Source organism: Desulfuromusa ferrireducens, assembly GCF_055389805.1.
This window is the reverse complement of the sequence record NZ_AP042415.1, coordinates 442,035-464,765: the sequence shown is the minus strand read 5'-3', so window position 1 is coordinate 464,765 and position 22,731 is coordinate 442,035. Positions and strand designations below refer to the sequence as shown.

The window sequence follows — 22,731 nt, the reverse complement described above, 5'->3', positions numbered from 1 at the left end:
ATGATAAAAGCCCTTCCGATTGCCGGGTGGGCTTTTCTGTGTCTGATTGATAGGGACTTTCGACTCTCTAGCCAAACGAGATCTTTCAAAATATCAATGAACCGATTTGACAGATAAATTCAGTGGACCGCCTGTTATGCTTGAGACTGTCCCCTGAATCATTGCGAGGTTCGGCATGGCGCTACACTACCATTTAGTTACGTATTCCAAAGAGGAAGAATTCGCCAACCGTCTGACACATGGGCTAGCTGCGATCCTGAGCCTGTTCGGTCTGGTCGTTCTGATCGTGAAAGCCGCAAAAACCGGCGATCCCTATCGGGTCGTCAGTTGTTCCCTCTACGGTAGCGTCCTTAGCCTGTTTTACCTCATCTCTTCCCCCTAGGGAACGCGTACAAAGTCGTAACGCTGCCATCCTCTCCCCCGGCATCAGGCCGCTGGCGTATGGTTCCTGTCGTTAGCGCACTCAGCTCTTTTTACTGGTCTTGGCAAAGAAGGCCGTATACTGCTGGGTCACTTTCTTTCCGTGGCAGCTGGGACACTCGACCCGGCCCTGATCATGTTCAGCCATGCTCAGGGCAACCGTGAAAATTTCAAGACATTTCTGACAGCGATACTCGTAGGTAGGCATCGGGTCCTCCTCAAATAACTATGGTATGAATCGCTAGACACTCCAAGGGCTAGAACCGAGTCTCCGCCCTACACTTTTAAATGTTGCCTCATATAGTTTCGTTGTCAATCCAGGAGAGGGGGCTATCCACGAAAAAAAAGTGGGATTTCAATGTCTCGAAATCTAAAGAAAATGACCTTTAGGACAAAAAAACACTCGACAAAAGGCGTTCCCAAGGAATCTGAGGTAGGTTGAAAAATATGGACACCAAAGTTTAGAGTAGTTCTCACAATGGAGGTGTCAGAATGGAAAGAGGTCCAAACGGCCGCTACTCGAAGGAGTTTCGGGATGAGGCTGTGAAAATGGTTATTGAAGGTGGAGTGTCCGCCTATGAGGTGTCACGTCGCCTTTCCTTGCCGAAATCAACCCTTGAAAATTGGGTGAGAGCGTTCAAGGAAGGCAAGCTAAGGGATATCGGAGACCACCGACGCCCCTTAACCGAGGTCGAACTGGAGCTTGCCAGAGTTAAGCGAGAACTGGCTCAGGTCAAGCAGGAGCGCGATATTTTAAAAAAAGCCGCCGCGTACTTTGCCAAGGAGTCGCTGCCCAGTACGCGCTGATAAAACAGATGCGGCCCAATTATTCAGTTCCGATCCTCTGTCGAACACTTGGCGTATCGCCAAGTGGATATTATGCCTGGCTGAAACAGCCCGAGTCACCTCGCCAAAAAGAGGAGAAGCGACTCGAAATTGAGATCAAGGCAGCCCACAAGAGGACTCGGGAAACTTATGGTCCCGAGCGATTACAGGAAGACCTTGCAGAGCAAGGAGTTCATGTCGGTATCCATCGGATCAAGCGAATACGTAAGAAGCTTGGCCTCAGCTGCAAGCAAAAAAAGAAGTTCAAGGCCACGACAAACTCTAACCATTCGCTTCCTGTTGCCGAGAACCTGCTTGAGCAAAAGTTTGACGTCGAGGCCCCCAATCAAGCGTGGGTGACTGATATTACATACATCCCCACTGCCGAGGGCTGGCTGTACCTTGCTGGCCATAAAGACCTCTTCACGGGGGAAGTCGTTGGATATGCAATGGGCGAGAGAATGACGAAGAATTTGGTCAGTCAGTCTCTTTTTCGAGCGGTATCAGCCAAGCGTCCGCCACCGGACCTGATCAATCATTCAGACCGGGGCAGCCAGTATTGTTCAAAAGAGTATCAACGTCTGTTGAAACAGTTCGGCATGCGACCATCAATGAGTCGCAGAGGGAATTGCTATGACAACGCCCCGATAGAGAGCTTCTGGGGAGTATTGAAAAACGAATTGGTTCACCATCGTAGATACGCCACCAGAAAAGAGGCGATGCGGGAAATTACGGAATACATCGAAATCTTCTACAACAGGCAAAGGCGACAGAAAAGGTTGAGTTATTTATCGCCTGCGGCCTTTGAACAAAATTATTACAGAGAACTAAATGCAGCTTGAGGTCATTTGGTGTCCACTATTGACGACCGACCTCAGCATAGAAACGGTTTCTTTCTCCAGGCCAACATGAAGCAAGGCCCCATTCCGGAACAACAAGCAAGATAACCCAACCATTTGGAATCAGGTTGGCCCTTTGGTGGCCATATTTTTCAACCTACCCCAGCTTGACGAACACCGGTTACCGGCGATTCAAAGACCGCAGCCGACAGATAATCCGGGCTGATATCGCTTAGCTGATGAACCACAAGAAAACGCTTGTCTCATACGCTATAATGTGGAAGATGCTTAAGAAAAGACAGTTTGCAATGGCTAAGCAAAACGCTGTCTACGTCGAATCATGGAGACTGGGCATATCGTAATTGTCGAAGTCAGAGTCCAGTATTTTTCCACCTACCCGGACAAACCGAAGGACTAAATTGCCAATCTGATCAAGATGCGTAATGCGGCCGGACAGTTCAGGAAACTGTATACCGTTTTGGATGACGGCTTCAAGCTGTAGCCAGCGGCTGTAGCCTTGGAGATTAATATGAAGATCTTTCGTTTACCGCTGGTCGCCAGACTCGCGCTCGCCATCGCCGTCCTGATACTGTTACCCGCCACCATAATGACGGCCTACCTCTACAAGCGTGACCGCGATGCCGCCATCGATACAGAGATGCAGCGTATCAACAGCTACTCAAGAGAGATCGCGGTTCAGGTCGATTCGTTCATCGTCTCCAAAAAAAATATCGCCCGCTACGCCGTGGCCAGCAGCGAACTCCGCAGTTTTCTGGAACGCTCCGACAACCCCGCGGTAATTGCCGAACTTTCTTCATGGCTTGCGCACTGGGCAGGCATTACGCAGAACATTGCCGAAGTATTTGTCATGGATCCGCAAGGGGAATGCCTCGCCTCGACTAATCCCTCGTTTGTCGGAAAAAACTACGGCATGCGCCCCTATTTCAAGGAGGCTCGCAAGGGACTGGATTATGTCGGCGACTGGACGGTCGGCATTACATCCCGAAAGCCAGGCATCTATCTCTCCTCTCCCATCATTGTTTCAGGCAAGGACGTTGGCGGCATATTAGCCATCAAACTTGAAATTGACGAGATAGACTCCATAATCCGCCGCAGTTATGAGCTCGGCGTCCAGGTCTTTATCGTCAACAGCACCGGGGTTTTGCTGGCGTATTATGACCCGGCGCTTCGCTATGCCACGCTCGACGACCTGACCCCGGCGGAGGGCGCCTACATCAAGGAGACGAGGCAGTTTGCCGACATTCCCCAGCCCTCGCTTAAACTGGCTTCGCTGCGCAAGGATGCCGCCGCGGTGCGTCCCGGCGACACACACATATCCGCCGAATACCGGTTTCAGGGAGGGCGCAAGATCGCTGCGTTGACCGGTACAAATGCAATTAACTGGGTTGTGGGGGTCACCGTCCCCTTCTCCGCGATCGAGGCGCCCGCAAATCGACTGCTCTATACCTTTATTCCTCTGGCCCTGCTGGTGCTGTTGTTTACTGCTCTCTCATCCTATTATGTGAGCCGCTTCATTGTCCGCCCCTTGGGCCATTTGCTTCATGATGTAACCGTTCTGGGCGCTGGAGATTATTCGGTTCGTTCCGTCGTCCGCGGCGACGATGAGGTGGCCAGACTGGCAAAAGCTTTCAACTCCATGGCGCAAATGATCCTGACGCGCGAACAGCAGCTTATCAAGCTGCGGAACTACCTGTTAAATATCATTGACTCGATGCCGTCGATGCTTTTTTCGTTGAACAGTAAAGGGGAAGTGACACACTGGAATGCCGCCGCCGCACACAATACCGATATTGCGGCTGCTGAGGCCATCGGAAAAATATTCTGGGAGATCAGACCGGAATTGGCCAAGTACAGGGGTACGTTTGAAGACGTTTTGAAAAACAATGCTCCCAGAACCCTGATGCGGGAGTTGGTCACTGACAGGACAAAGCGCTACTTCAATATTGCAATTTTTCCATTGGCTGCCGATGCCTGTGAGAACGACAGAGAGATTGTCCTTCGCCTTGACGATATTACCGAAATCGAGACAAAAGAGGAGCAACTCCGCCATATGCAGAAAATGGAACTGGTCGGCACACTGGCGGGTGGTCTGGCACATGACTTCAATAATGTGCTCTGCGGTATCCTTGGAACAGTGACGATTCTGGAGAGACAGATTCGCAGAGGCAAGGAATTCAGCCCAGAGAAGTTGTGCGAAAAACTGGAAGTCGTTGTCGACCTTGGCAACCGTGCCGCCGAAATAGTGGCACAGCTTTTGGTGATATCGAGAAAACAGGAGGCATCTCTTGCCCTGGTTGATCTTAAATTTACTATCAGCCATGTGATGAATATTTGTCAAAATACCTTTGATAAATCGATAGATATCTCTACCGTCATCCCTGAAACACCGATCATGGTCCATGCAGACTCCAGACAGATCGAGCAGGTACTGTTAAACCTCTGCGTCAACGCCAGTCACGCAATGACAATCATGAGGGAGGCAGGGGACACTCACGGTGGCAAACTGAGTATTGCAACGGAAAGACTGCAGGCTGGCCGCCATTTCTGCGCCACTCACCCTGAGGCTGCGGAAGCTATGGAATATTGGTTGTTGTCGGTGCAAGACACCGGCATAGGCATGGATACCCAAACCATTGATAAAATATTCGATCCATTTTTTACAACCAAGGAACTGGGTAAGGGAACCGGCCTCGGCTTGGCCATGGTCGATAATATCGTCCGGCAGCATAATGGTTTTCTCGAGGTGTATTCCGAGGAGGGGATCGGTTCGACCTTTAATATTTACCTGCCGGTATTTTCGGGTGACGCAGTGGCGATTACGGGTAACAGTCTTCAGGATCTTCCAATGGGAGATGGGCTGCTTCTGGTCGTCGATGATGAGCCGTCCATATGTCAGGCGGCAAAATCAATTCTTGAAGAGTGCGGCTATCAAGTGATCCTGGCGGAAAACGGTGAAGTTGCCGTATCGATTTATAGTCAGCGCAGCCATGAGATCAAGGCGGTTGTCATGGATATGATCATGCCGAAGAAATCTGGAATTGATGCCTTCATCGAGATGAAACGGATAGATCCGGATGTAAGAGTGCTTCTGGCGTCCGGATTCATGCAGGACGAGAGGATTGCTGCGCTCACAGAACTGGGCGTTCGGGAGGTTATTAAAAAACCATACACCATGTATAAACTTGCGAAGACAGTTGCACGGATTATGGCGTGACGAAGTGGCTGATAATTACAACTTATTATCGAAGAGAAACTATCTTCATGTTTGGCTCTGTAATCGGGGGGGAGTGTCCTAAATGTCACTCCTTTAAACACGCGAATGGCCCATGATTACCAAATCATGGGCCATTCTTGCTTTGGTGCATTAATCAGACAATTTTTACTGGAAGTGGCGATATTCAGCACATGCTCGATCCAGCCGACCTCCAGACCCATAATTAGATATGGAGCAACTTCCGAGACGCTTGACCACGTTGGTATTTTCGAGGTGAAGTAACCTCTGTTCCATGTTCTACAAGTCGATACTTGTTAGAATAAGATAGGCCAAAACTTACTACTTTCGAGACGCGAAAACGAAGAAGCCCCGGAACGGACCAGGGCTTTATTTTGTTACTATATTTAGTCAATCTTTACCCAGTTTTAAAGTATTGCCCAAGTGTACATCCGAGTGCTTTTTTGAACATCGTAATGAACTCACTTTTACCGGCCCCAAACGTTAAACTTAACGGTTCTATCCACCAAACAAAGGTTGTAACTAAAGAGTTCTCAGCAAAGCGCCGTTACAAGCGGATTCCTGGGTAGCGCAATTTGCTGACCATCATTTTCGATTGAAAAGTGGCTTTCTCTTAGATTTCGGGGCATTGAAGCTGAATCACCTTTTTTTCGTGGATAGGTCCGAAACTTAATAATCTTATGAACGTCGCCTGCCCCCCTCCGCTTCCGAAAAAAAACTCTCCAAAACCTGGCGCGAGTAACTGATATGAATTGTTTTCCAGAGTTTCCGATTACAGGGATGGTGCAAAATAAAATCAGCGGAATGTTCTGAAATCGGCAGCTTTTGCCTTGTCGGCCGGGGTTTTCGATTGACAGCGGCATATCGCTTAAATATGTTGATTTTAATACGAAGATCGTCAAGAGTGGGGCGGTTCACAGCGCCAAAGGCGCGATCACTGAAAAGCAATTTCCCATCAACTCAACCAAAAAAGATAATAATTATGAGCGGATTTTACGGGGCTATTTCAAAAGAGGAATGCATTTACGATGTTTTTTACGGTACGGACTATCATTCACACATGGGCACAAAAAGAGGTGGATTGGTTTTCTGTAATGAGGAAGATGGATTCCAAAGATCGATTCACAGCCTGGAAAGTGAATACTTCAGGTCAAAATTTGAAGGAGAACTAAAAGATTTTTCAGGAAAACTGGGCATGGGTGTAATTAGTGATACCGACCCCCAACCCATTATTTTCAACTCATATCTAGGAAGATTTGCCATTGTTACTGTAAGTAGAATCGTAAATATCGATGAGCTGGAAAAAGAATTTCTGGCCAAGAAAAAGCATTTTACTCAAAACTTCCATGGAAATGTAAATCCTACCGAACTTATTGCCAACCTTATCTGCGAGAAGGATAGTTTTGTTGAAGGAATTAAGAATGTGCACAATAAAATCAAAGGATCTTGCTCTCTTTTGATCTTAACTCCCGATAAAATTATCGCAGCCAGAGACAAACTGGGCAGAACGCCAATCGTTATTGGTAAAAAGGATGGATCTTTCGCAGTAGCTTCAGAGACATCATCATTCCCAAATACCGGTTACGAAATTGAATACTATATCGGTCCGGGGGAAGTCGTGGAAATTACCGCTGACGCCTATAAAACCGTTAAGGCTGCCAATGAGAAAATGCAGGTATGCTCATTCCTGTGGGTGTATTACGGTTATCCGACTTCTTTCTACGAAGGTATAAATACTGAAGAGATTCGCTATCGTTGCGGAGCTGCCATTGCAAAAAAGGACGATGTTGAGGCCGATTTTGTTTGTGGAGTTCCGGATTCCGGTGTCGGACACGCATACGGGTATAGCAATGAAAAGGGTGCCCCTTATAAAAGGGCTTATTCAAAATACACCCCAACCTGGCCACGAAGCTTTATGCCTCAAAATCAAAAGGTAAGAGAGTTGGTGGCTAAAATGAAACTTATACCCAACAATGCAATTATCAAGGACAGTAAAGCAGTTTTCCTTGACGATTCGATAGTTCGTGGCACACAACTTAAAGATAATACGGCTGATTTAAGAAAAGCAGGGATAAAGGAAGTACACATGCGAATTGCATGTCCTCCGCTGACTTATCCATGTGATTACCTGAACTTTTCACAATCACGATCAACCAAGGAATTGGCAACAAGAAAAGCCATCATAGCGCTTGAAGGTGAAGAGAAGAATCTTGAGAAATATGCAGATTCAAGCACCCCGGAATACAAAAAGATGGTTGAACTTATCGCTGAGGACCTGGGGATTGATTCATTGATTTATCAAGACCTTAACGATTTGGTAGAAGCAATAGGTTTACCAAAAGAGAAGCTTTGTACTCATTGTTGGGATGGCTCAAGTTATTATTAGGATTTGACTTGTTATTTACACAAAATTAAGTTCATACGGGAAGCCTAACGAGGCTGTAGAAAAACCCTCCCCTGAGAGCGTTCTCCATGACCCCTTTAAACACGCGGATGGCCCATGATTACTAAATCATGGGCCATCCTTGCTGTGCCCTACATTTATCAGATAGATTTTACTGCAATGCGCGACTTTCAATAATGCCCGACCTTGCAGACAACGGGCCTGTAACGCAGATTGTGTAAATGGCCAGTCGGTCAGAGTAGCGGCATTCGCCCTTCAAATATAATCGAAAATTGATTCAGTGCCGATCGCCAGTTGTGGATCGGCATTGTCCATTTCTTTGAAATATTCTGTAACGCTAAGTAGAGCAGCTTGATCATTGATTCGTCATTGGGAAACGATCCCCGGTTCTTCGTGACCTTCCGCAGTGACATGTTCACCGATTCGATGGCATTGGTCGTGTAAATCGCTCTGCGTATGTCGGACGGATATGAGAACAGTGGCGTAATCCGCTCCCAGTTGCGTCGCCAGGATTTAGCAATTGTCGGGTGACTGGCGTTCCATCTATCTTCGAACAGCTCTAAGTTAAACTCGGCCTCTTCGACAGTCGCTGATGAGTAAATTGCCTTCAGATCCTTGGCGACCTCTTTCCGCTGTTTCCAGGAAACGTAGTTTAAGCTGTGCCGCACCATGTGAACAATACAGAGTTGAACCTGTGTATCAGGGAAGACTGTCTCAATCGCTTCAGGAAAGCCTTTCAGGCCATCGACGCAGGCGACGAAGATATCCTTTACGCCCCGGTTCTTCAACTCTGTGACAACTTGCAACCAGAACTTGGCACCCTCAGTTTCGGCGGTCCACATGCCAAGGACTTCCTTGAGGCCATCAAGGTTGACACCAACGGCAAGATAAACAGCCTTATTAATGACTCGATTTTCTTGCCGTACTTTGATCCGAATGGCGTCGAGATAAACAATCGGCCAGATATCATCCAGCGGCCGGTTCTGCCAAAGAACGATTTCCTCTTGGACCGCTTTCGTCACTTGGGAAACAAGCGTCGGTGAAATCTCTACACCGTACATCTCTTCCAAATGCGCCTGAATATCGCGGGTCGTCATGCCACGGGCATACAGGGCGATGATCTTGTCATCAAAACCGCTGAAGCGGCTTTGCCCTTTAGGCAGTATTATCGGTTCAAAACTGGAATCACGGTCACGGGGAACGGTAATGTCAAGATTGCCGAACTCGCCTTTGACCTTCTTCTGGTAGCTACCGTTGCGGGCGTTACCAGCCTTGTTGTTTGACGGAGCATTCTTTTCGTAGCCGAGATGTTCGGTCAGCTCGGTTTTCATTGCACGTTCCAGAAGCTGTTTGGTCAGTTGTTTCAGTAGCCCAGTTTCCCCGATAAGATCTTCAGGATTCTTGTAATCCTTCATCAGGGAGTCGAGCAAGTCGTCGGGTATGGTCATCAGTTCCTCCAGTGGTTACGGGTTGTAACCGACTGGGAGCATTTACACAAAAGATTTTACACCCTCCAGACAACCAGACTGTCAAAATAATACTGTACAACTTACAGAACGGTTTCGGCTGGACTAGAATTTCAGGCAGAAATCGGTGCGTTTTCTGTCCGATAAGTCGACTCTATCTCTCCCTTTCTGCCTGCAAGCAGATTTCCTTTGGTTGTTTTCCAAGTGTCAGGAGGAGGAAGGTTGAGCTTTCTTCTTGAGGAGACTCTCTTAGCACAATGCTCCAATCCCTCCACAAAGAATAGTTTCCCCTAATTCTAACTTTCCTATTCTGGACAAAAGGGGACATAATGCGTTAAGTATTTCTCTTAGTTGATAGGTAATCTTTATTTGTTTCGCTGACTGAGCTTCATGATGCCAATCCCAGTATTTTTTCTACTGTTACTCCTGTTGCAAATCATTTTTCTACCGGGGCTTTTGACCCAGGGCGGAAAAGTGTCCAATCCCCATAGGACCATTGTTGTTGGTGGTAATCATAGCGATCCCCCCTACGAGTATCTAGACGAAAACAGTGAACCAGCCGGCTATAATGTTGCGTTGACGAAAGCGTTGGCAACGGAGATGGGGGTTGATGTTGAGATTCTGTTGGGAGAACAAGGTCAGATCCGTGAGGACTTGATAACCGGCCGGATCGATATTCTGCAAGGTGTGATGGAAGCCGAAGCAGATAAGGACGGGTTACTGTTTACTCCCCACACGCAGGTGCAACAAAAGGTTTTCTCCCATCGGAAGCCTCTTGCCAAGGTATCGTCGCTGGACCAATTACAGGGTAAAAAAATTGTCGTCAAAAGAGACGGCATCATGCACAGGGTTTTGCAACACAATAAAATTACTGCCGATCTCGCGCTGGTCAACACTCATGCAGAAGCGCTCCGTCAAGTCGCTTTGGGGAATTACGACTATGCGTTGTTGGCCAATTTATCCAACCTTTATCTGAATCGCCATGTCCAATATCTCGAAAATGAATTAGGAAAAGGCAGTATCGTTCAAGCAGGAGAACTGCTCCCGGTATTGCGTTATGGCTATATTGCGACAACGAAGAATAAAAGCGTGATCGATAGCTTTACTGACAGCCTGCTTGCCTTGCATAATAATGGCCTGCAACGAGAAATCCATGATCGTTGGCTCGGTTCAGACCAATCGGTAAGCAACGCTGAAAACCCGCGCCGGATGCAAATCGGCGAGTTAATTTTCAGCCCGCTAATTCTTGCCGTCTGCACGTTTGTCTTCTGGAATCGTTCCCTTAAAAAGGAAGTCGAGCGGCGTTCCACGGAGTTGGCTCTGCAACAACAGCAGTTATTGCAAGCGGACAAAATGGCCTCCTTGGGAACTCTGGTCTCCGGAGTTGCTCATGAAATCAACAACCCGACCGGCTTGATCCTCTATAACCTGCCGGTGCTGGAGAAAATCTATCAAACGGCGGAGGCGACCCTGGAACAGCGCTACCAGGAAGAGGGCGATTTTTTCATCGGTGGTCTTAAATATTCAATGTTCAGGGAAGAGTCTGCTGAAGTCTTCACTGAACTGAAGGACGGGGCCACACGGATTAAACAAATCGTCGATGATCTGAAAGATTTTGCCCGGAAGGACAGTGTCGAGCTTGAGGAGTTTGTCAACTTGAACAAGGTCGCTGATGCTGCCGTAAGACTGGTCAAAGGTTCACTGAAAAAATCCACTTGCAACATCGAGACATCTTATAGTGCCACACTCCCCGAATTCATCGGCAATAGCCATCGGATCGAGCAGGTCATCATCAATTTACTGATCAATGCCTGTCAGGCCCTCACCAGCCCGGAACAGATTGTCGCCATGCGCACTTTTGTCAACCCGCAAGGTAATGAACTGATTCTTGAAGTCAGCGATGAAGGAGTCGGGATCGCCGCCGATCAGATTGTCAAACTGACCGATCCCTTTTACACGACCAAGCGTGAACAAGGTGGAACCGGTCTTGGCCTTTCTGTTTCTGCGGGGATCATCGCCGAACACCGAGGACGTCTGGTTTTCGACTCCGAACCGGGAGTTGGCACAAGGGTCTCAATCTGTCTACCTATTCACGAGAAAGCTTAAGTTATGACGGAATCACTCTATCCTGCCTTCAGCCTTTTGCTGATCGATGACGAAAAATCCTGGCTTCGCACCATGGCTATGACCCTGTCGATGGATGGTGGGATCGACAATGTCATCCGCTGTCAGGACAGTCGCGAGGCATTGAATATTTTGGCAACGGAAAATGTCGGTCTTGTTTTGCTTGATATAAACATGCCACATATCTCTGGAGTTGAACTGCTGCCGCAGATCGTCGCTGAGCATCCAGATGTCACAGTGATTGTCATCAGCGGGATGAATCAGATTGATATTGCCGTTAACTGCATGAAAAATGGTGCCTTTGATTTTTATGTTAAGACGGGAGAAAAAGAACGGCTCCTGAAAGGAATCCAGCGAGCGATTAAGACCATTGGATTGGAACGGGAAAATATCGCTATCCGCAGCCGTTTTCTAGCCGGAAAAATCGATCGCCCAGAGGCTTTTAACAAGATTGTCACTCAGGATCAGACGATGAGTTCGATCTTTCAGTATATCGAGGCGATTTCAGTCAGTTCCCAACCGGTATTGATCACTGGCGAGAGTGGCGTCGGTAAGGAGTTAATCGCCAATTCGATTCATGCCTTAAGTGGCCGCAAAGGGCCGCTACTGACAGTCAATGTCGCCGGACTCGATGATTCGGTTTTTTCCGACTCCCTGTTCGGGCATGGCAAAGGGGCTTTTACCGGAGCGGACAAGACTCGCAGCGGAATGGTTGAAAAGGCCAGCAACGGTACTTTATTTCTGGATGAAATCGGCGATCTCAGCATCGCCTCGCAGGTCAAATTGCTACGGTTGCTCCAGGAAGGGGAGTATTTCCCACTGGGTAGTGATCTGCCTAAAAGGATCAATGCCCGAGTCGTCGTTGCCACCCATCAGGACCTAGCAGTCAGTCAGGCTGAAGGGAAAATGCGTAAAGACCTCTACTATCGCCTTTGTGGGCATCACGTACATGTACCGCCGTTACGTGAGCGTAAAGATGATATTGAACTGCTGCTCCATCATTTTCTCAAACAGGCTGCCACTGAGTTCGGTAAGAACAAGCCAGCTATTCCCAAAGAACTGCCGGTGCTACTGGCCACCTATAACTTTCCAGGCAACGTGCGGGAATTAAAAGGGATGGTTTTCGATGCGATGGGGATGCATAAGAGTAAGATATTATCGATGGATGCATTCAAGCGCGCCATAGATAAGCAGGTGCCCGAAACCGGCAGCAGTGTTCAGGAAGTTTCGATGGAAGGCGTTTTTGTGGCGGACACCCCGTTACCGCAACTCAGTGAGGTCGCTGACCTATTGGTTCGTGAAGCAATGAAGCGCGCCGAAGGGAATCAGTCATTGGCGGCGAGATTGCTTGGGGTTTCACAACCAGCCTTGAATAAACGGCTAAAAAAAATGGTTATTTACTAGCCCTGTTCAGTTATTGGAGGTGCTGGTTTGTCGATCGGTTGCCGTGCTGGCCGAATTTTCCACTCGCTCTTAATCCCCTATAACCTGTTGATCCACTATAACCTGCCTATTATGACTAACTATTTGAAATAATGAAGAAATCCTGCGGAACTTCGTTTCTGCGCCCCACTGGTTATACCACTTTAACTCAACAGGAACCGACCTTATTCCGTAGTAACCCCCGACGTATCAGTCACTTACGGCATTGTCTTCATTTTGGCACTTCCCTTGCTTTATATCATCCGCAGAACCGATCGGATTCAAGCTGAAACCTGATCAACAAACAACCTATCAACCTTTGGATGTGGAGCAAGAGAGATGGCTAAAGAGCACAGACTGGAACACGACCTGCTCGGAGAGCGCAAAGTTTCAAACGACTGTTATTACGGCGTTCAGACCCTACGCGCCAAGGAAAATTTTGCCATAACCGGGACACCCATTTCGTCAACGCCATCAATGGTTATCGCCCTCGCCTATGTGAAAAAAGCGGCTGCATTAACCAATCTTGAACTAGGTTTGTTGGATACCAAAACCGCCAAAGCAATTGCTCAGGCCTGTGATCAGTTGATCGGTGGACAGCATCATGACCAATTTGTTGTCGATGTTTTTCAGGGTGGAGCCGGAACCTCAACGAACATGAACGCCAACGAGGTCATCGCCAACTTAGCTCTGGAAATCCTCGGTCACGAAAAAGGCGACTACCGTCATTGTCATCCGAACAACCATGTCAACTGTTCGCAATCGACCAACGACGCCTATCCAACGGCCTTCCGGATCGCTCTGCACCTTGAATTAAAAAAGCTGCTCGACAGCATGCTGGTCGTGCAAAAGGCTTTTGCCGAAAAAGGAACTGAGTTTGCTGATGTCCTGAAAATGGGGCGTACCCAGTTGCAAGACGCGGTGCCAATGACCATGGGACAGGAATTCTCGGCTTATGCGACAACCATTAGTGAAGACATCGCTCGGGTGCTCGAAACCCAAAATCTGGTCCATGAAATCAACCTTGGTGCCACAGCTATCGGCACCGGGTTGAATGCTCCTGCTGATTACACCCGGATAGTGACTCAATGTCTGCGCAACCTGACCGGTATTTCGCTGGTAACTTCGGCCAATCTGGTGGAAGCGACGTGGGATACCGGTGCTTATATGCAGGTTTCTGGAACCTTGAAACGTTTTGCCATTAAATTATCGAAAATCTGTAATGACCTGCGGTTGCTCTCTTCTGGCCCGAGGGCCGGTTTAAACGAAATCAACCTGCCGAAAATGCAACCCGGTTCATCGATTATGCCCGGTAAAGTCAACCCGGTCATTCCGGAAGTGGTCAACCAGATCGCTTACCAGGTTGCTGGTGCCGATTTGACCATCACCATGGCCTCGGAAAACGGGCAACTGCAGTTGAATGTCATGGAGCCGGTTATCGCCTACAATCTGTTCCAGTCAATCCACCTGCTTGATCGTGCTTGTCTGACCCTGACGGAAAAATGCATTGTTGGCATTACCGCCAACCGGGAACATTGCCTGCAAACGGTGACCAATAGCATCGGCATCGTCACGGCATTAAATCCCTGCATCGGCTATGAAAACGCGTCAGCCGTGGCGAAGGAAGCGCTGGAAAATGGTCGTTCCGTCTATGAGTTAATCCTAGAAAAAAACCTGCTCTCCAAAGAGAAGCTCGATGAGATTCTCTCGGCGGAAAACATGATGCATCCGAAATTTATCGCTGCTTGATAGCAGTCTTTCCTTAAGGAGTCGAATTATGAACATTGTATTGGGAGTTCTCATCGTACTGGCCACCATTTATTTTTTGGTGAAGCAGTATGACACCCGGATGGTGCTGATCGCGGCAGGTTTGTTGATGGCCGGTATCGCCTTAGAGCCACTGGCAGTGCTGGACGGATTTGCTAAGCGGATGACCACCGGCAGCCTGATTCAGGCGATTTGTTCGGTTATGGGTTTCGCCTTTGTCATGAAGGTAACCAAGTGTGACCAGCACCTAATCCATTTGGTCGCCAAGGGACTGTCGAAAATCCGCCTAGTCCTTATTCCTGGCGCAACCCTGGCGACTTTCGCTATCAATATGGCGCTGCCGAGTGCCGCGGGAACCGCAGCAGCGGTCGGCGCGATTTTTATCCCGCTGCTGATTTCTGCCGGTATCCACCCAGCAGTGGCGGGTACAGCTGTTTTAGCCGGAACTTTTGGTAGCATGATGAATCCAGGTCTTTCGCATAACCCTTTTATCGCCAAGCTTGCCGGTGTCGATGTTATGAATGTTATCGCTGCGCATGCCAAGGCGGATATCATCGCCGGTGTTATCGGTGCGCTTTGCCTGACCGCGGTTGCTGTTTACCTGAAAGAGCACAAAGGTTATGTCCCGCAAGACGGGGAACTGGATGATACCATCGAAAAATCCAACCCATTGTTCGCCATCGTTCCGCTGGTTCCGGTAACAATCCTAGTGCTTGGTGCCAGTGGTTTAGTCCCGGTACTGAAGATGGGCGTTGCCCAGGCGATGATCATCGGTTGTCTGCTCGGCCTGGCTCTTACCCGGACCTCACCGACTCAGGTAACCACTAAGTTTTTTGACGGTATGGGCTCGGCCTATGGCAATATCATGGGCATTATCATTGCCGCAGCAGTTTTCGTCGGCGGGATGAAATCGATCGGTTTGGTCGCTGCCTTTATCGACATGCTGACCACCACCCCGAGCATCGCCAAATGGGGCGGCACCTTCGGTCCCTTTATCCTTGGCCTGATCAGCGGTTCCGGGGATGCTGCCGCATTCGCATTTAACGAAGCTGTTACTCCGCATGCCGCTCAGTTTGGTATGGAAGTTGTTAATATGGGTAGCATTGCTGCCTTGGCCGGGGCCTTGGGACGGACCATGTCTCCTCTGGCAGGAGCGGCCATTGTTTGTGCCTCAATTGCCAAAGTCAACCCGATGGAACTTGCTAAACGTAACGCCCTGGGGATGTGTGTCGCGGTTGTCGTCACTTTTTTCATAATGTAAGGAACGATTAAAAATGAAGTGTCAACAACAACGTCTGGAAAATGATTTTTCCGCCGTAGGAAAGTTCGGTCCACTTGAAAATGGTGGTTTTACCAGGGTCGCTTTCAGCAGCGAGGATATGGCGTCGCGGGAATGGTTGCAGCAAGCGATGCAGGAGGTCGGACTAGAGGTCAGTATCGACGCCTTTGGCAACATACGTGGCCGCAGAAAAGGAGTCAGCGACCTTCCGCCGGTGGTGATCGGTTCGCATCTCGATACGGTGCCAGAAGGTGGTAACTACGACGGTGTTGTTGGCGTTCTGGCAGGGCTGGAAGTGGTCCGTACCTTAAATGACAACAACTTGCAAACCAAGCGGCCGATCGAAGTGATCAACTTTTCGGCTGAAGAATCGAGTCGCTTCGGCATGGCAACCATGGGCAGTAAGGCCCTCGCTGGAAAACTTGAACTTGGCACCTTAAAAAGACTGGTCGACAAAGATGGCATATCTCTTTACCAAGCGCTCAAGGTGTGCGGTTATGCTGCTGACCAGATTGCTACTGCGACGATAGCACTAGGCCAAATCCATGCTTTTCTGGAAATGCATATCGAGCAGGGGCCGGTTCTTGAAACGAAGGGACTCTCGGTCGGTATCGTCACCTCGATCGCGGCACCGACCCGCTTCAAGGTCAGTATTGAAGGTCGCGCTGATCATTCCGGCAACACACCGATGGAGATGCGCAAGGATGCTCTGACTGGGGCCAGCGAGCTGATTCTTGGGGTTGAACGGATTGCGGACAAGGAAGCCGGCGAGAAAACCGTCGGCACCGTCGGCTATCTGTATGTCACTCCCGGTGCAATGAACGTCGTGCCAGGGAAAGTTGAGCTTGGAATCGACATTCGCGATGTCAGCATGGCAGATAAAGATCAGGCAGTAAAAGCGGTGATTGCCCTGATGAACGAAATTGCTGAGCGCCGGGGGCTGAAAATCTCCTATCAACAGCTCTGTAATGACGAACCGGTCGCCCTGTCCGACAAGGTCATCAAGACCCTGAAAGCGGCAGCGGAAAAGGCTGAATTGCCTAGCCTGATGATGCCGAGCGGTGCCGGACACGATGCGATGAATATGGCGCGTATAACCGATACCGGGATGATTTTCATCCCGAGTGTCGGCGGTGTCAGCCACAACATTGCCGAGTTCAGCACCATGGAAGACATCTGTGCTGGGACCAATGTGCTATTGCAAGCAACTCTTCAACTAGCGAAAGAGTGAATCGATGCAGAAAAAAGTAAAACAACTGGCAACCGAACGCGCTGACAAGCTGATTGCTTGTCGCCGCGACTTGCACCGTCATCCTGAATCGGGCTGGACTGAGTTTCGGACCACATCGATTATTGCTTCCGCCCTTTTGGATCTCGGTTACGAAGTGAAACTGGGAGAGCAGGTTATCTGTCGCGCCAGCATGATGGGGGTTCCGCCCGAACAGGAGTTGCAAGCCCAGATGGAGCGGGCTATAACTCAGGGCGCCGACCCCACCTTGGTCCAACAGATGGCAGGCGGTTTGACCGGGGTCGTCGCTGAACTCAAGTGTGGAGATGGCCCGCTGCTGGCAATGCGCTTCGATATCGATGCCAACGACATCAGCGAAGCGCAGGACGAGAAGCATCTGCCGTTCCGAGAAGATTTCAGTTCAATCAATCCGCAGGTAATGCACGCCTGCGGCCACGATGGTCATGTCACAATCGGCTTGGGTGTGGCTGAAATCCTCAGCGAACTGAGAGATCAGCTGAACGGGACTATCCGGTTGATTTTCCAACCGGGCGAAGAAGGGGTCCGCGGCGCGGGCCCGATGGTTGACGCCGGGGTTCTGGAAGGGGTGGATTACATCCTCGGCGGACACATCGGCTTTCAGGCTACCAAAACCGGTCAGTTTATCTGCAGCACCGATAAGTTTCTTGCGACCACCAAGTTCGATGTGACCTTCACCGGGGTTCCCGCTCATGCCGGCGGTGCTCCACAAGAAGGTCGCAACGCTCTGTTGGCCGCTTCCTGTGCCGCACTCAACCTGCACGCCATCACCCGGCACGGACAGGGCGCCTCGCGGATGACCGTCGGTACCATTCAGGCGGGACAAGGCCGCAACGTCATCCCGCCGAACGCACTGCTCAAAGCTGAATCGCGTGGTGAAACCTCTGAGATTGACGATTTTATGTTTGCCAGCGCCAAGCAGGTCATTTCCGGGGCGGCGCAGATGTATGGTGTCAATTATGATATCCAGCTGATGGGGAAAACCAAGAGTGGCGAGAGCAGTCCCGAGTTGATGGAACGCGTGAAAAAAGTTGCCCAGCAGATCGATTTCTTCAATCCAGAGGAGATCATCGAAAAAGCAGAGATGCGCGGCAGTGAGGACTACTCGCATATGATGACAGTGGTTCAGGAGCAAGGTGGTCTAGGGACATACTTCATGATTGGCAGCGACCTGGCTGCGGGGCACCATGATTTCTATTTTGACTTTGACGAGAAATGTCTCGTACCTGGCGTCGAGTTGGTCGTTAATTGTGCCCTCGATTTACTTTCCTAGGATTTGTTTTCTATTATGCTATGAGATCTAACTAGACCGAGCGAAAAGATAAATCTAATGTTCAGTTTGTTTCATTACTCACCTCTTTAAACACGCGAATGGCCCATGATTACCAGATCATGGGCCATTCTTGCTTTGCTGCATAAATCGGACAGTTTTTACTGCAATGCGCTATTAATCGAACACTTTCAGCGGAGTTTAACGGGTGGGTGGATTTGGTCACGAATCAAACCTCTCTCCACCATACAGGGTCTGTCTAGAATCGATAGGTTGCTGAGGCAAGAAAGGCATGTGTTGGTGTTGCAGAGAACCTGAGCCTGACGACAAAACGTCAGCTAGCAAGGTGAGTTTCAAGCCAACTTCGCTGGAATCTTGCTTTGCGATCTTTCTCTGGAAACTTGTCCAAATAGTCATAGCGATACCTCCTTGAAAAGAACCACTGTAATTATACTCTAAACTTCAAGGGGTGTTGGGGATTGGTTTAAGTGCAACCATCAACGGAGTTTTCTCTGGCAAACCTGGAGCCGCAGAACTCAATATTTTGATCGCTGCCGGCAACAGTGGCATTCTCATAATTCGGGATTTTAACTACGATGTGTTTGATTTCATTAGGCTTGATGTTGTAGAAATTGTTACGCAGATATGGCATGTTACGTTCAGCGTCTGAATCCGCACCTTCCTCAACCGCTAACCGGCACTACCAACAACCTACGTGCCGCAGTGGTAGTGGTGGTAGTGCCGGTAGTGGTGAGTCTGCTGGAGTATCCTCGGGCGCATTATGACTTTATGACCGAGAAAAATGAAAAATATCCGAAAAAATCCCTAAGGAGTGTTCCTGCCCCGCAGAGCACCGAAATCCCCGGGGAACAGGCAACACCTCCTCAGCGACGATGGCCACTGGGCCTGAGCCTGAGCATCCGGCTCAAGATCTCCTTGGTGACCCTGGGTTTACTGGCCCTGATCACCACTGGTTCGTCCCTGGTGATTGTCGATATCATGGACAGGGTGCTGCTGCAATCCCTGATCAAACGGGGCACGTCCATCGGTCTGAGTACTGCGACTCCCGCCGGGTACAGCATTCTTGCCGACGATCGACTAGCCCTCGACAACCTTGCCGCCCAGATCGAAAGCTCCCAGAATGACATTCTCTTTCTGGCTATTCTCGACGAAAAAGATGGTGCCCTTGCTCACAGCCGGCTGGCAGCGACCGGCACCACGGTCGACAGGGCTGATGGTTCCCTGATTGAAAAGGGGGAGACTTATACGGTCAGACTGATCACTCACGAAGGGCGTTCCTGCTATGAATTCCAGGTGCCGATTTTCTTCAGCAGCAACCGGGTCGGTTCAGTCCTTTTGGGCATTGCTGCCGAAAACCTAGTGGCTTCGAAAAAATTGGCTCACAATAAAATCCTCGTCATCTCGATCCTGGCCATGGGGGTTGGCCTGGTCGGTATCTGTATCCTTTCCAACTTCATTACCAATCCGATCAAACGCTTGGCAACAGGGGTCTCCCGAATCAAGTCCGGCGACTACCAGGTCGAAATCGCTGTCACCTCCAGGGACGAGCTGAGCCAACTGACCCGGAACTTCAACGAAATGTCCAAGGTCATCAAAAAGCAGAAGGAACGTCTTGAAGGGTCAGCCAAAGACCTTGAAGAATCGTTCATTGCCACCGTCCGCGTCCTGGCTGCGGCCCTTGATGCCCGCGACAATTACACCTTCGGCCATTCATCCCGGGTCGCTAGCCTTTCGCGGCTGCTCGGCTGTAAACTTGGCTTTGACGAAAGCCAGCTCAAAGACCTTGAAATGGCCTGTTTTCTCCACGATATCGGCAAAATTCACGTACCGGACCAGATTCTCAACAAACAGTCCCCGCTCGATGAGCATGAAATGGCGGTCATCAAAAAGCACCCTGTGCAGGGCGCCGAGATCCTCAGTCTGGCGGATTCGCTACACAAGTACGTTCCCGTGGTCCTGCATCACCATGAATGGTACAATGGCCGAGGTTATCCCAATGCCCTGAAGGCCGAAGAAATTCACCTCTTTGCCCAGGTTGTCTCCATCACCGATAGTTTCGACGCCATGACCACCTCACGGCCCTATCGAAAAGGCTGTACACAAGAGGCCGCTATGGTAGAAATAGGCAGATACAGAGGGACCCAGTTTGCTCCACACCTGGTAGACATGTTTCTGCTAGCCCTGGTGGACTATAAATATGAACAAGATCTGTCGTTATCTGGGGGGGGGGATGAAAAGTCGCTTTAATTATGCTTTTGGGGTGACATTACTGCTGGTTTTCCTCACCGCCTGTAGTGTTCACCGTCAAAGTGTCGCGCCCGTCGAAGCGGTCAGTAAAGAGACCACGACGATTGACGAAGCCTTCAAAATCACCAACAAAAACGAAGTCGCCCTGCTGCTGGAACAGCAGAACTACTTCTCGGCTCTCTCAACGATTCACCAGCGGGTCGAAAATGGACAAGCTGAAAGCTCTTTGAGCAGCGAATACCTCCAGGCACTGCAAGGTGTTCTTCAGCGGGCGGAAGAGCTGATGGCCGAAGGTGTCCTTGATGAAGCCGCTAGTAACTTCCAGGCAGCCCTGGAGTGCATTCCCCAAGAGGCAGACCTGGCAAGCAAAGCTCCCCTTTCTGCGGCAAACATCAAGGCCAAAATCGATAACTGCGCCGACCAGTTGATGGAAGACGGTCTGCTTGCCTATCGGGCCGGAAACCTCGAAACCGCCATTGGTATCTGGGGGAAAATCCTCACGTTTCAACCGCAGCATGAAGCGTCACAAAAGGCGATCCATACGGCCAGCCTGCAGTTGACCAATCTCAAAACGCTGGAGCAGAAGGAATAAACCGCCATCCTTGCCCTGAAGAAGTTCCGGGGACAGTGTGGAATGGCACTAGCGTAAGGGGTTGCAGCACAATATTGGTTCCGATGTGGTATCTCTCTAATTTCATGCCTCGGTACGGCCATTCGGGACATACTATAAATCACCATTTCCAGAACAAAATATGCCTCAGCCTGCTTATGCGGGCTGAGGCATTATTATATGTTGACCGATAATGGGATCCGGTATGTCCTAGGGATTAACCGGACAGATTCGGCTTGTAAAAGTGGGGTGGCATCCAGTGCCGGTATCTTTACTTTGTCGACGTTTTTCACCCTTCCTTGTAGCTGGTTACATAAGGTTCTATGTCACTCGTTGTTGTTTTCAGCTAACAATGTTTTCCCCATATATCTACGGTCCTATCCACCAAACAAAGGTGGATGTGACATAGGTTGACATTATTGTGATGGAACATAGCTCCACAAGGAGGTATGCCCATGACACTTAATCAGTTTCGCAACATGTTTCCAGATGAAGGTGCTTGTCGAAAATATCTGGAAAAGGTGATTTGGCCCTCGGGTCGGGTTTGTCCGCACTGTGGATGCTTGAAATCTTGGCTGCTCAAAAGTGACTCGGCCCGCCCAGGCCTTTACGAGTGCAGCGGGTGCGCAGGGCAGTTCACTGTAACGACAAAGGCGCCCTTGCACAGCACCAAACTACCGCTTCAAACCTGGCTGCTGGCGATGTATTTCATCATCAACTCCAGTAAAGGAATTTCATCGGTCTTTTTAGGCAAGTGGCTCGGCGTCAATCAGAAAACCGCATGGAAGGTCGGTCATGCGATTCGAACCATGATGGCTGTCCATGCTGACGCCATCGGGTTGTTGTCCGGCATCGTAGAGTTGGACGAAAAGTATCTTGGCGGCAAGCCGAGATTTCGACACGGCGTGAAACACCCCAGGGGCAAAGGAACCAAGAAAACCTGTGTTCATGTGGCGGTCAGCCGAAAAGGCCCGGTTCGAGTCGGGGTGATCCATGGCGATAGCTACGCGGCTCTGGCACCACACGTCAAGCAGGTCGTTTCACCTGCTGCGCGGGTCATGACGGACCAATTGCATGCCTACATGGTGCTCGGGAAGGAGTTTTCCGATCATGAAAGCGTCAATCATGGCATCAGGGAATACGCTCGCGGAGAAGCTCATGTCAACACGGCAGAATCCTTCAATGCGATTCTGGAAAGAGCGAAGCAAGGCGTCTTTCATTATGTCAGTCGCCAGCACATACCGCGCTATCTCAGCGAAGTCGCCTTCCGCTGGAACAATCGGGTTCCCGTGGAAAAGAAGCGAAACGGATTGTCAAAGATCGTGATGCAAACAAAACCGGTGCTGGAGCAGTTTGAAGCCCTTCTTGAGCATGCTGTCGGCACCCAGCTACGAAGAACCATTTGGGGCGGCGTTACTCAGCCACAGCCTTTGTATTGTGGATAGAACCGGGAATTTATAGCTATAAACATTTGCTGTCCGGTTGGGAATATGGCGAAGGGAAAACAACAAATAGCA

Annotated in this window: 15 protein-coding genes; 13 read left to right on the top strand and 2 right to left on the bottom strand. The window is 49.7% G+C overall.

Annotation, left to right across the window (positions count from 1 at the left end):
• The first annotated feature begins 175 nt into the window (after positions 1-175).
• Positions 176-382, top strand: a complete 207-nt coding sequence (locus ACZ5PT_RS02050) for a hypothetical protein (RefSeq protein WP_464265147.1) — start codon at positions 176-178, stop codon at positions 380-382.
• Positions 383-463: 81 nt separating this feature from the next.
• Here the strand turns inward: ACZ5PT_RS02050 and ACZ5PT_RS02045 are convergent, their stop codons facing one another.
• On the bottom strand, positions 464-628 hold the full coding sequence (locus ACZ5PT_RS02045) for an FmdB family zinc ribbon protein (protein WP_464265146.1): 165 nt from the start codon (positions 626-628) through the stop codon (positions 464-466).
• A 284-nt stretch (positions 629-912) separates the two neighbouring features.
• Between ACZ5PT_RS02045 and ACZ5PT_RS02040 the strand changes: the two genes are divergently transcribed.
• The 3 genes from ACZ5PT_RS02040 (at position 913) to ACZ5PT_RS02030 (ending at position 7,723) form a co-directional block, all read left to right on the top strand.
• Positions 913-2,087, top strand: a protein-coding gene (locus ACZ5PT_RS02040) for an IS3 family transposase (protein WP_464263224.1) whose coding sequence is annotated in 2 segments (ribosomal slippage) — positions 913-1,183 and positions 1,183-2,087 — 1,176 coding nt in all. Because the reading frame shifts where the segments join, the coding sequence is not laid out codon by codon here.
• A 526-nt stretch (positions 2,088-2,613) separates the two neighbouring features.
• On the top strand, positions 2,614-5,319 hold the full coding sequence (locus tag ACZ5PT_RS02035; protein ID WP_464265145.1) for a hybrid sensor histidine kinase/response regulator: 2,706 nt from the start codon (positions 2,614-2,616) through the stop codon (positions 5,317-5,319).
• Between the two features lie 1,000 nt (positions 5,320-6,319).
• Complete coding sequence (locus tag ACZ5PT_RS02030) at positions 6,320-7,723, top strand: amidophosphoribosyltransferase (protein ID WP_464265144.1); 1,404 nt, start codon at positions 6,320-6,322, stop codon at positions 7,721-7,723.
• 251 nt (positions 7,724-7,974) lie between these two features.
• On the opposite strand, the gene ACZ5PT_RS02025 is transcribed toward ACZ5PT_RS02030, so the two are convergent.
• Positions 7,975-9,189 (bottom strand): IS256 family transposase, encoded by a 1,215-nt coding sequence (locus tag ACZ5PT_RS02025; RefSeq protein ID WP_464263630.1) that lies wholly within the window; start codon positions 9,187-9,189, stop codon positions 7,975-7,977.
• Between the two features lie 492 nt (positions 9,190-9,681).
• Here ACZ5PT_RS02025 and ACZ5PT_RS02020 point away from each other — a divergent pair, with 492 nt between their 5' ends.
• The 9 genes from ACZ5PT_RS02020 (at position 9,682) to ACZ5PT_RS01980 (ending at position 22,659) form a co-directional block, all read left to right on the top strand.
• Positions 9,682-11,313, top strand: a complete 1,632-nt coding sequence (locus ACZ5PT_RS02020; RefSeq protein ID WP_464265143.1) for an ATP-binding protein — start codon at positions 9,682-9,684, stop codon at positions 11,311-11,313.
• A gap of 3 nt (positions 11,314-11,316) precedes the next feature.
• The gene (locus ACZ5PT_RS02015) at positions 11,317-12,735 is read left to right on the top strand and encodes a sigma-54-dependent transcriptional regulator (protein WP_464265142.1); all 1,419 of its coding nucleotides are present in this window, start codon (positions 11,317-11,319) and stop codon (positions 12,733-12,735) included.
• A gap of 357 nt (positions 12,736-13,092) precedes the next feature.
• Entirely contained in the window at positions 13,093-14,502 is a 1,410-nt protein-coding gene (gene aspA, locus ACZ5PT_RS02010; RefSeq protein ID WP_464265141.1) for an aspartate ammonia-lyase, read from the top strand.
• 28 nt (positions 14,503-14,530) lie between these two features.
• A complete protein-coding gene (dcuC, locus tag ACZ5PT_RS02005) occupies positions 14,531-15,781 on the top strand; it encodes a C4-dicarboxylate transporter DcuC (RefSeq protein ID WP_464265140.1) in 1,251 nt (416 codons plus the stop codon).
• Positions 15,782-15,794: 13 nt separating this feature from the next.
• Positions 15,795-17,030, top strand: a complete 1,236-nt coding sequence (locus tag ACZ5PT_RS02000) for a M20 family metallo-hydrolase (RefSeq protein WP_464265139.1) — start codon at positions 15,795-15,797, stop codon at positions 17,028-17,030.
• A gap of 4 nt (positions 17,031-17,034) precedes the next feature.
• Positions 17,035-18,339 (top strand): amidohydrolase, encoded by a 1,305-nt coding sequence (locus ACZ5PT_RS01995; RefSeq protein WP_464265138.1) that lies wholly within the window; start codon positions 17,035-17,037, stop codon positions 18,337-18,339.
• 642 nt (positions 18,340-18,981) lie between these two features.
• Positions 18,982-20,604, top strand: a complete 1,623-nt coding sequence (locus ACZ5PT_RS01990) for an HD domain-containing phosphohydrolase (RefSeq protein WP_464265137.1) — start codon at positions 18,982-18,984, stop codon at positions 20,602-20,604.
• Positions 20,588-21,196 (top strand): hypothetical protein, encoded by a 609-nt coding sequence (locus tag ACZ5PT_RS01985; protein ID WP_464265136.1) that lies wholly within the window; start codon positions 20,588-20,590, stop codon positions 21,194-21,196. Before ACZ5PT_RS01990 ends, ACZ5PT_RS01985 begins: the two co-directional genes overlap by 17 nt.
• Positions 21,197-21,669: 473 nt before the next feature.
• Positions 21,670-22,659 (top strand): IS1595 family transposase, encoded by a 990-nt coding sequence (locus ACZ5PT_RS01980; RefSeq protein ID WP_464265135.1) that lies wholly within the window; start codon positions 21,670-21,672, stop codon positions 22,657-22,659.
• Positions 22,660-22,731 lie beyond the last annotated feature (72 nt).

What these genes read in the sequence shown, in the direction of transcription:
- ACZ5PT_RS02050 (WP_464265147.1), top strand. Translation starts at nt 176, where the DNA reads ATGGCGCTACACTACCATTTAGTTACGTATTCCAAAGAGGAAGAATTC.
- ACZ5PT_RS02045 (WP_464265146.1), bottom strand. Translation starts at nt 628, where the DNA reads ATGCCTACCTACGAGTATCGCTGTCAGAAATGTCTTGAAATTTTCACG.
- ACZ5PT_RS02035 (WP_464265145.1), top strand. Translation starts at nt 2,614, where the DNA reads ATGAAGATCTTTCGTTTACCGCTGGTCGCCAGACTCGCGCTCGCCATC.
- ACZ5PT_RS02030 (WP_464265144.1), top strand. Translation starts at nt 6,320, where the DNA reads ATGAGCGGATTTTACGGGGCTATTTCAAAAGAGGAATGCATTTACGAT.
- ACZ5PT_RS02025 (WP_464263630.1), bottom strand. Translation starts at nt 9,189, where the DNA reads ATGACCATACCCGACGACTTGCTCGACTCCCTGATGAAGGATTACAAG.
- ACZ5PT_RS02015 (WP_464265142.1), top strand. Translation starts at nt 11,317, where the DNA reads ATGACGGAATCACTCTATCCTGCCTTCAGCCTTTTGCTGATCGATGAC.
- aspA (WP_464265141.1), top strand. Translation starts at nt 13,093, where the DNA reads ATGGCTAAAGAGCACAGACTGGAACACGACCTGCTCGGAGAGCGCAAA.
- dcuC (WP_464265140.1), top strand. Translation starts at nt 14,531, where the DNA reads ATGAACATTGTATTGGGAGTTCTCATCGTACTGGCCACCATTTATTTT.
- ACZ5PT_RS02000 (WP_464265139.1), top strand. Translation starts at nt 15,795, where the DNA reads ATGAAGTGTCAACAACAACGTCTGGAAAATGATTTTTCCGCCGTAGGA.
- ACZ5PT_RS01995 (WP_464265138.1), top strand. Translation starts at nt 17,035, where the DNA reads ATGCAGAAAAAAGTAAAACAACTGGCAACCGAACGCGCTGACAAGCTG.
- ACZ5PT_RS01990 (WP_464265137.1), top strand. Translation starts at nt 18,982, where the DNA reads ATGGCATGTTACGTTCAGCGTCTGAATCCGCACCTTCCTCAACCGCTA.
- ACZ5PT_RS01985 (WP_464265136.1), top strand. Translation starts at nt 20,588, where the DNA reads ATGAAAAGTCGCTTTAATTATGCTTTTGGGGTGACATTACTGCTGGTT.
- ACZ5PT_RS01980 (WP_464265135.1), top strand. Translation starts at nt 21,670, where the DNA reads ATGACACTTAATCAGTTTCGCAACATGTTTCCAGATGAAGGTGCTTGT.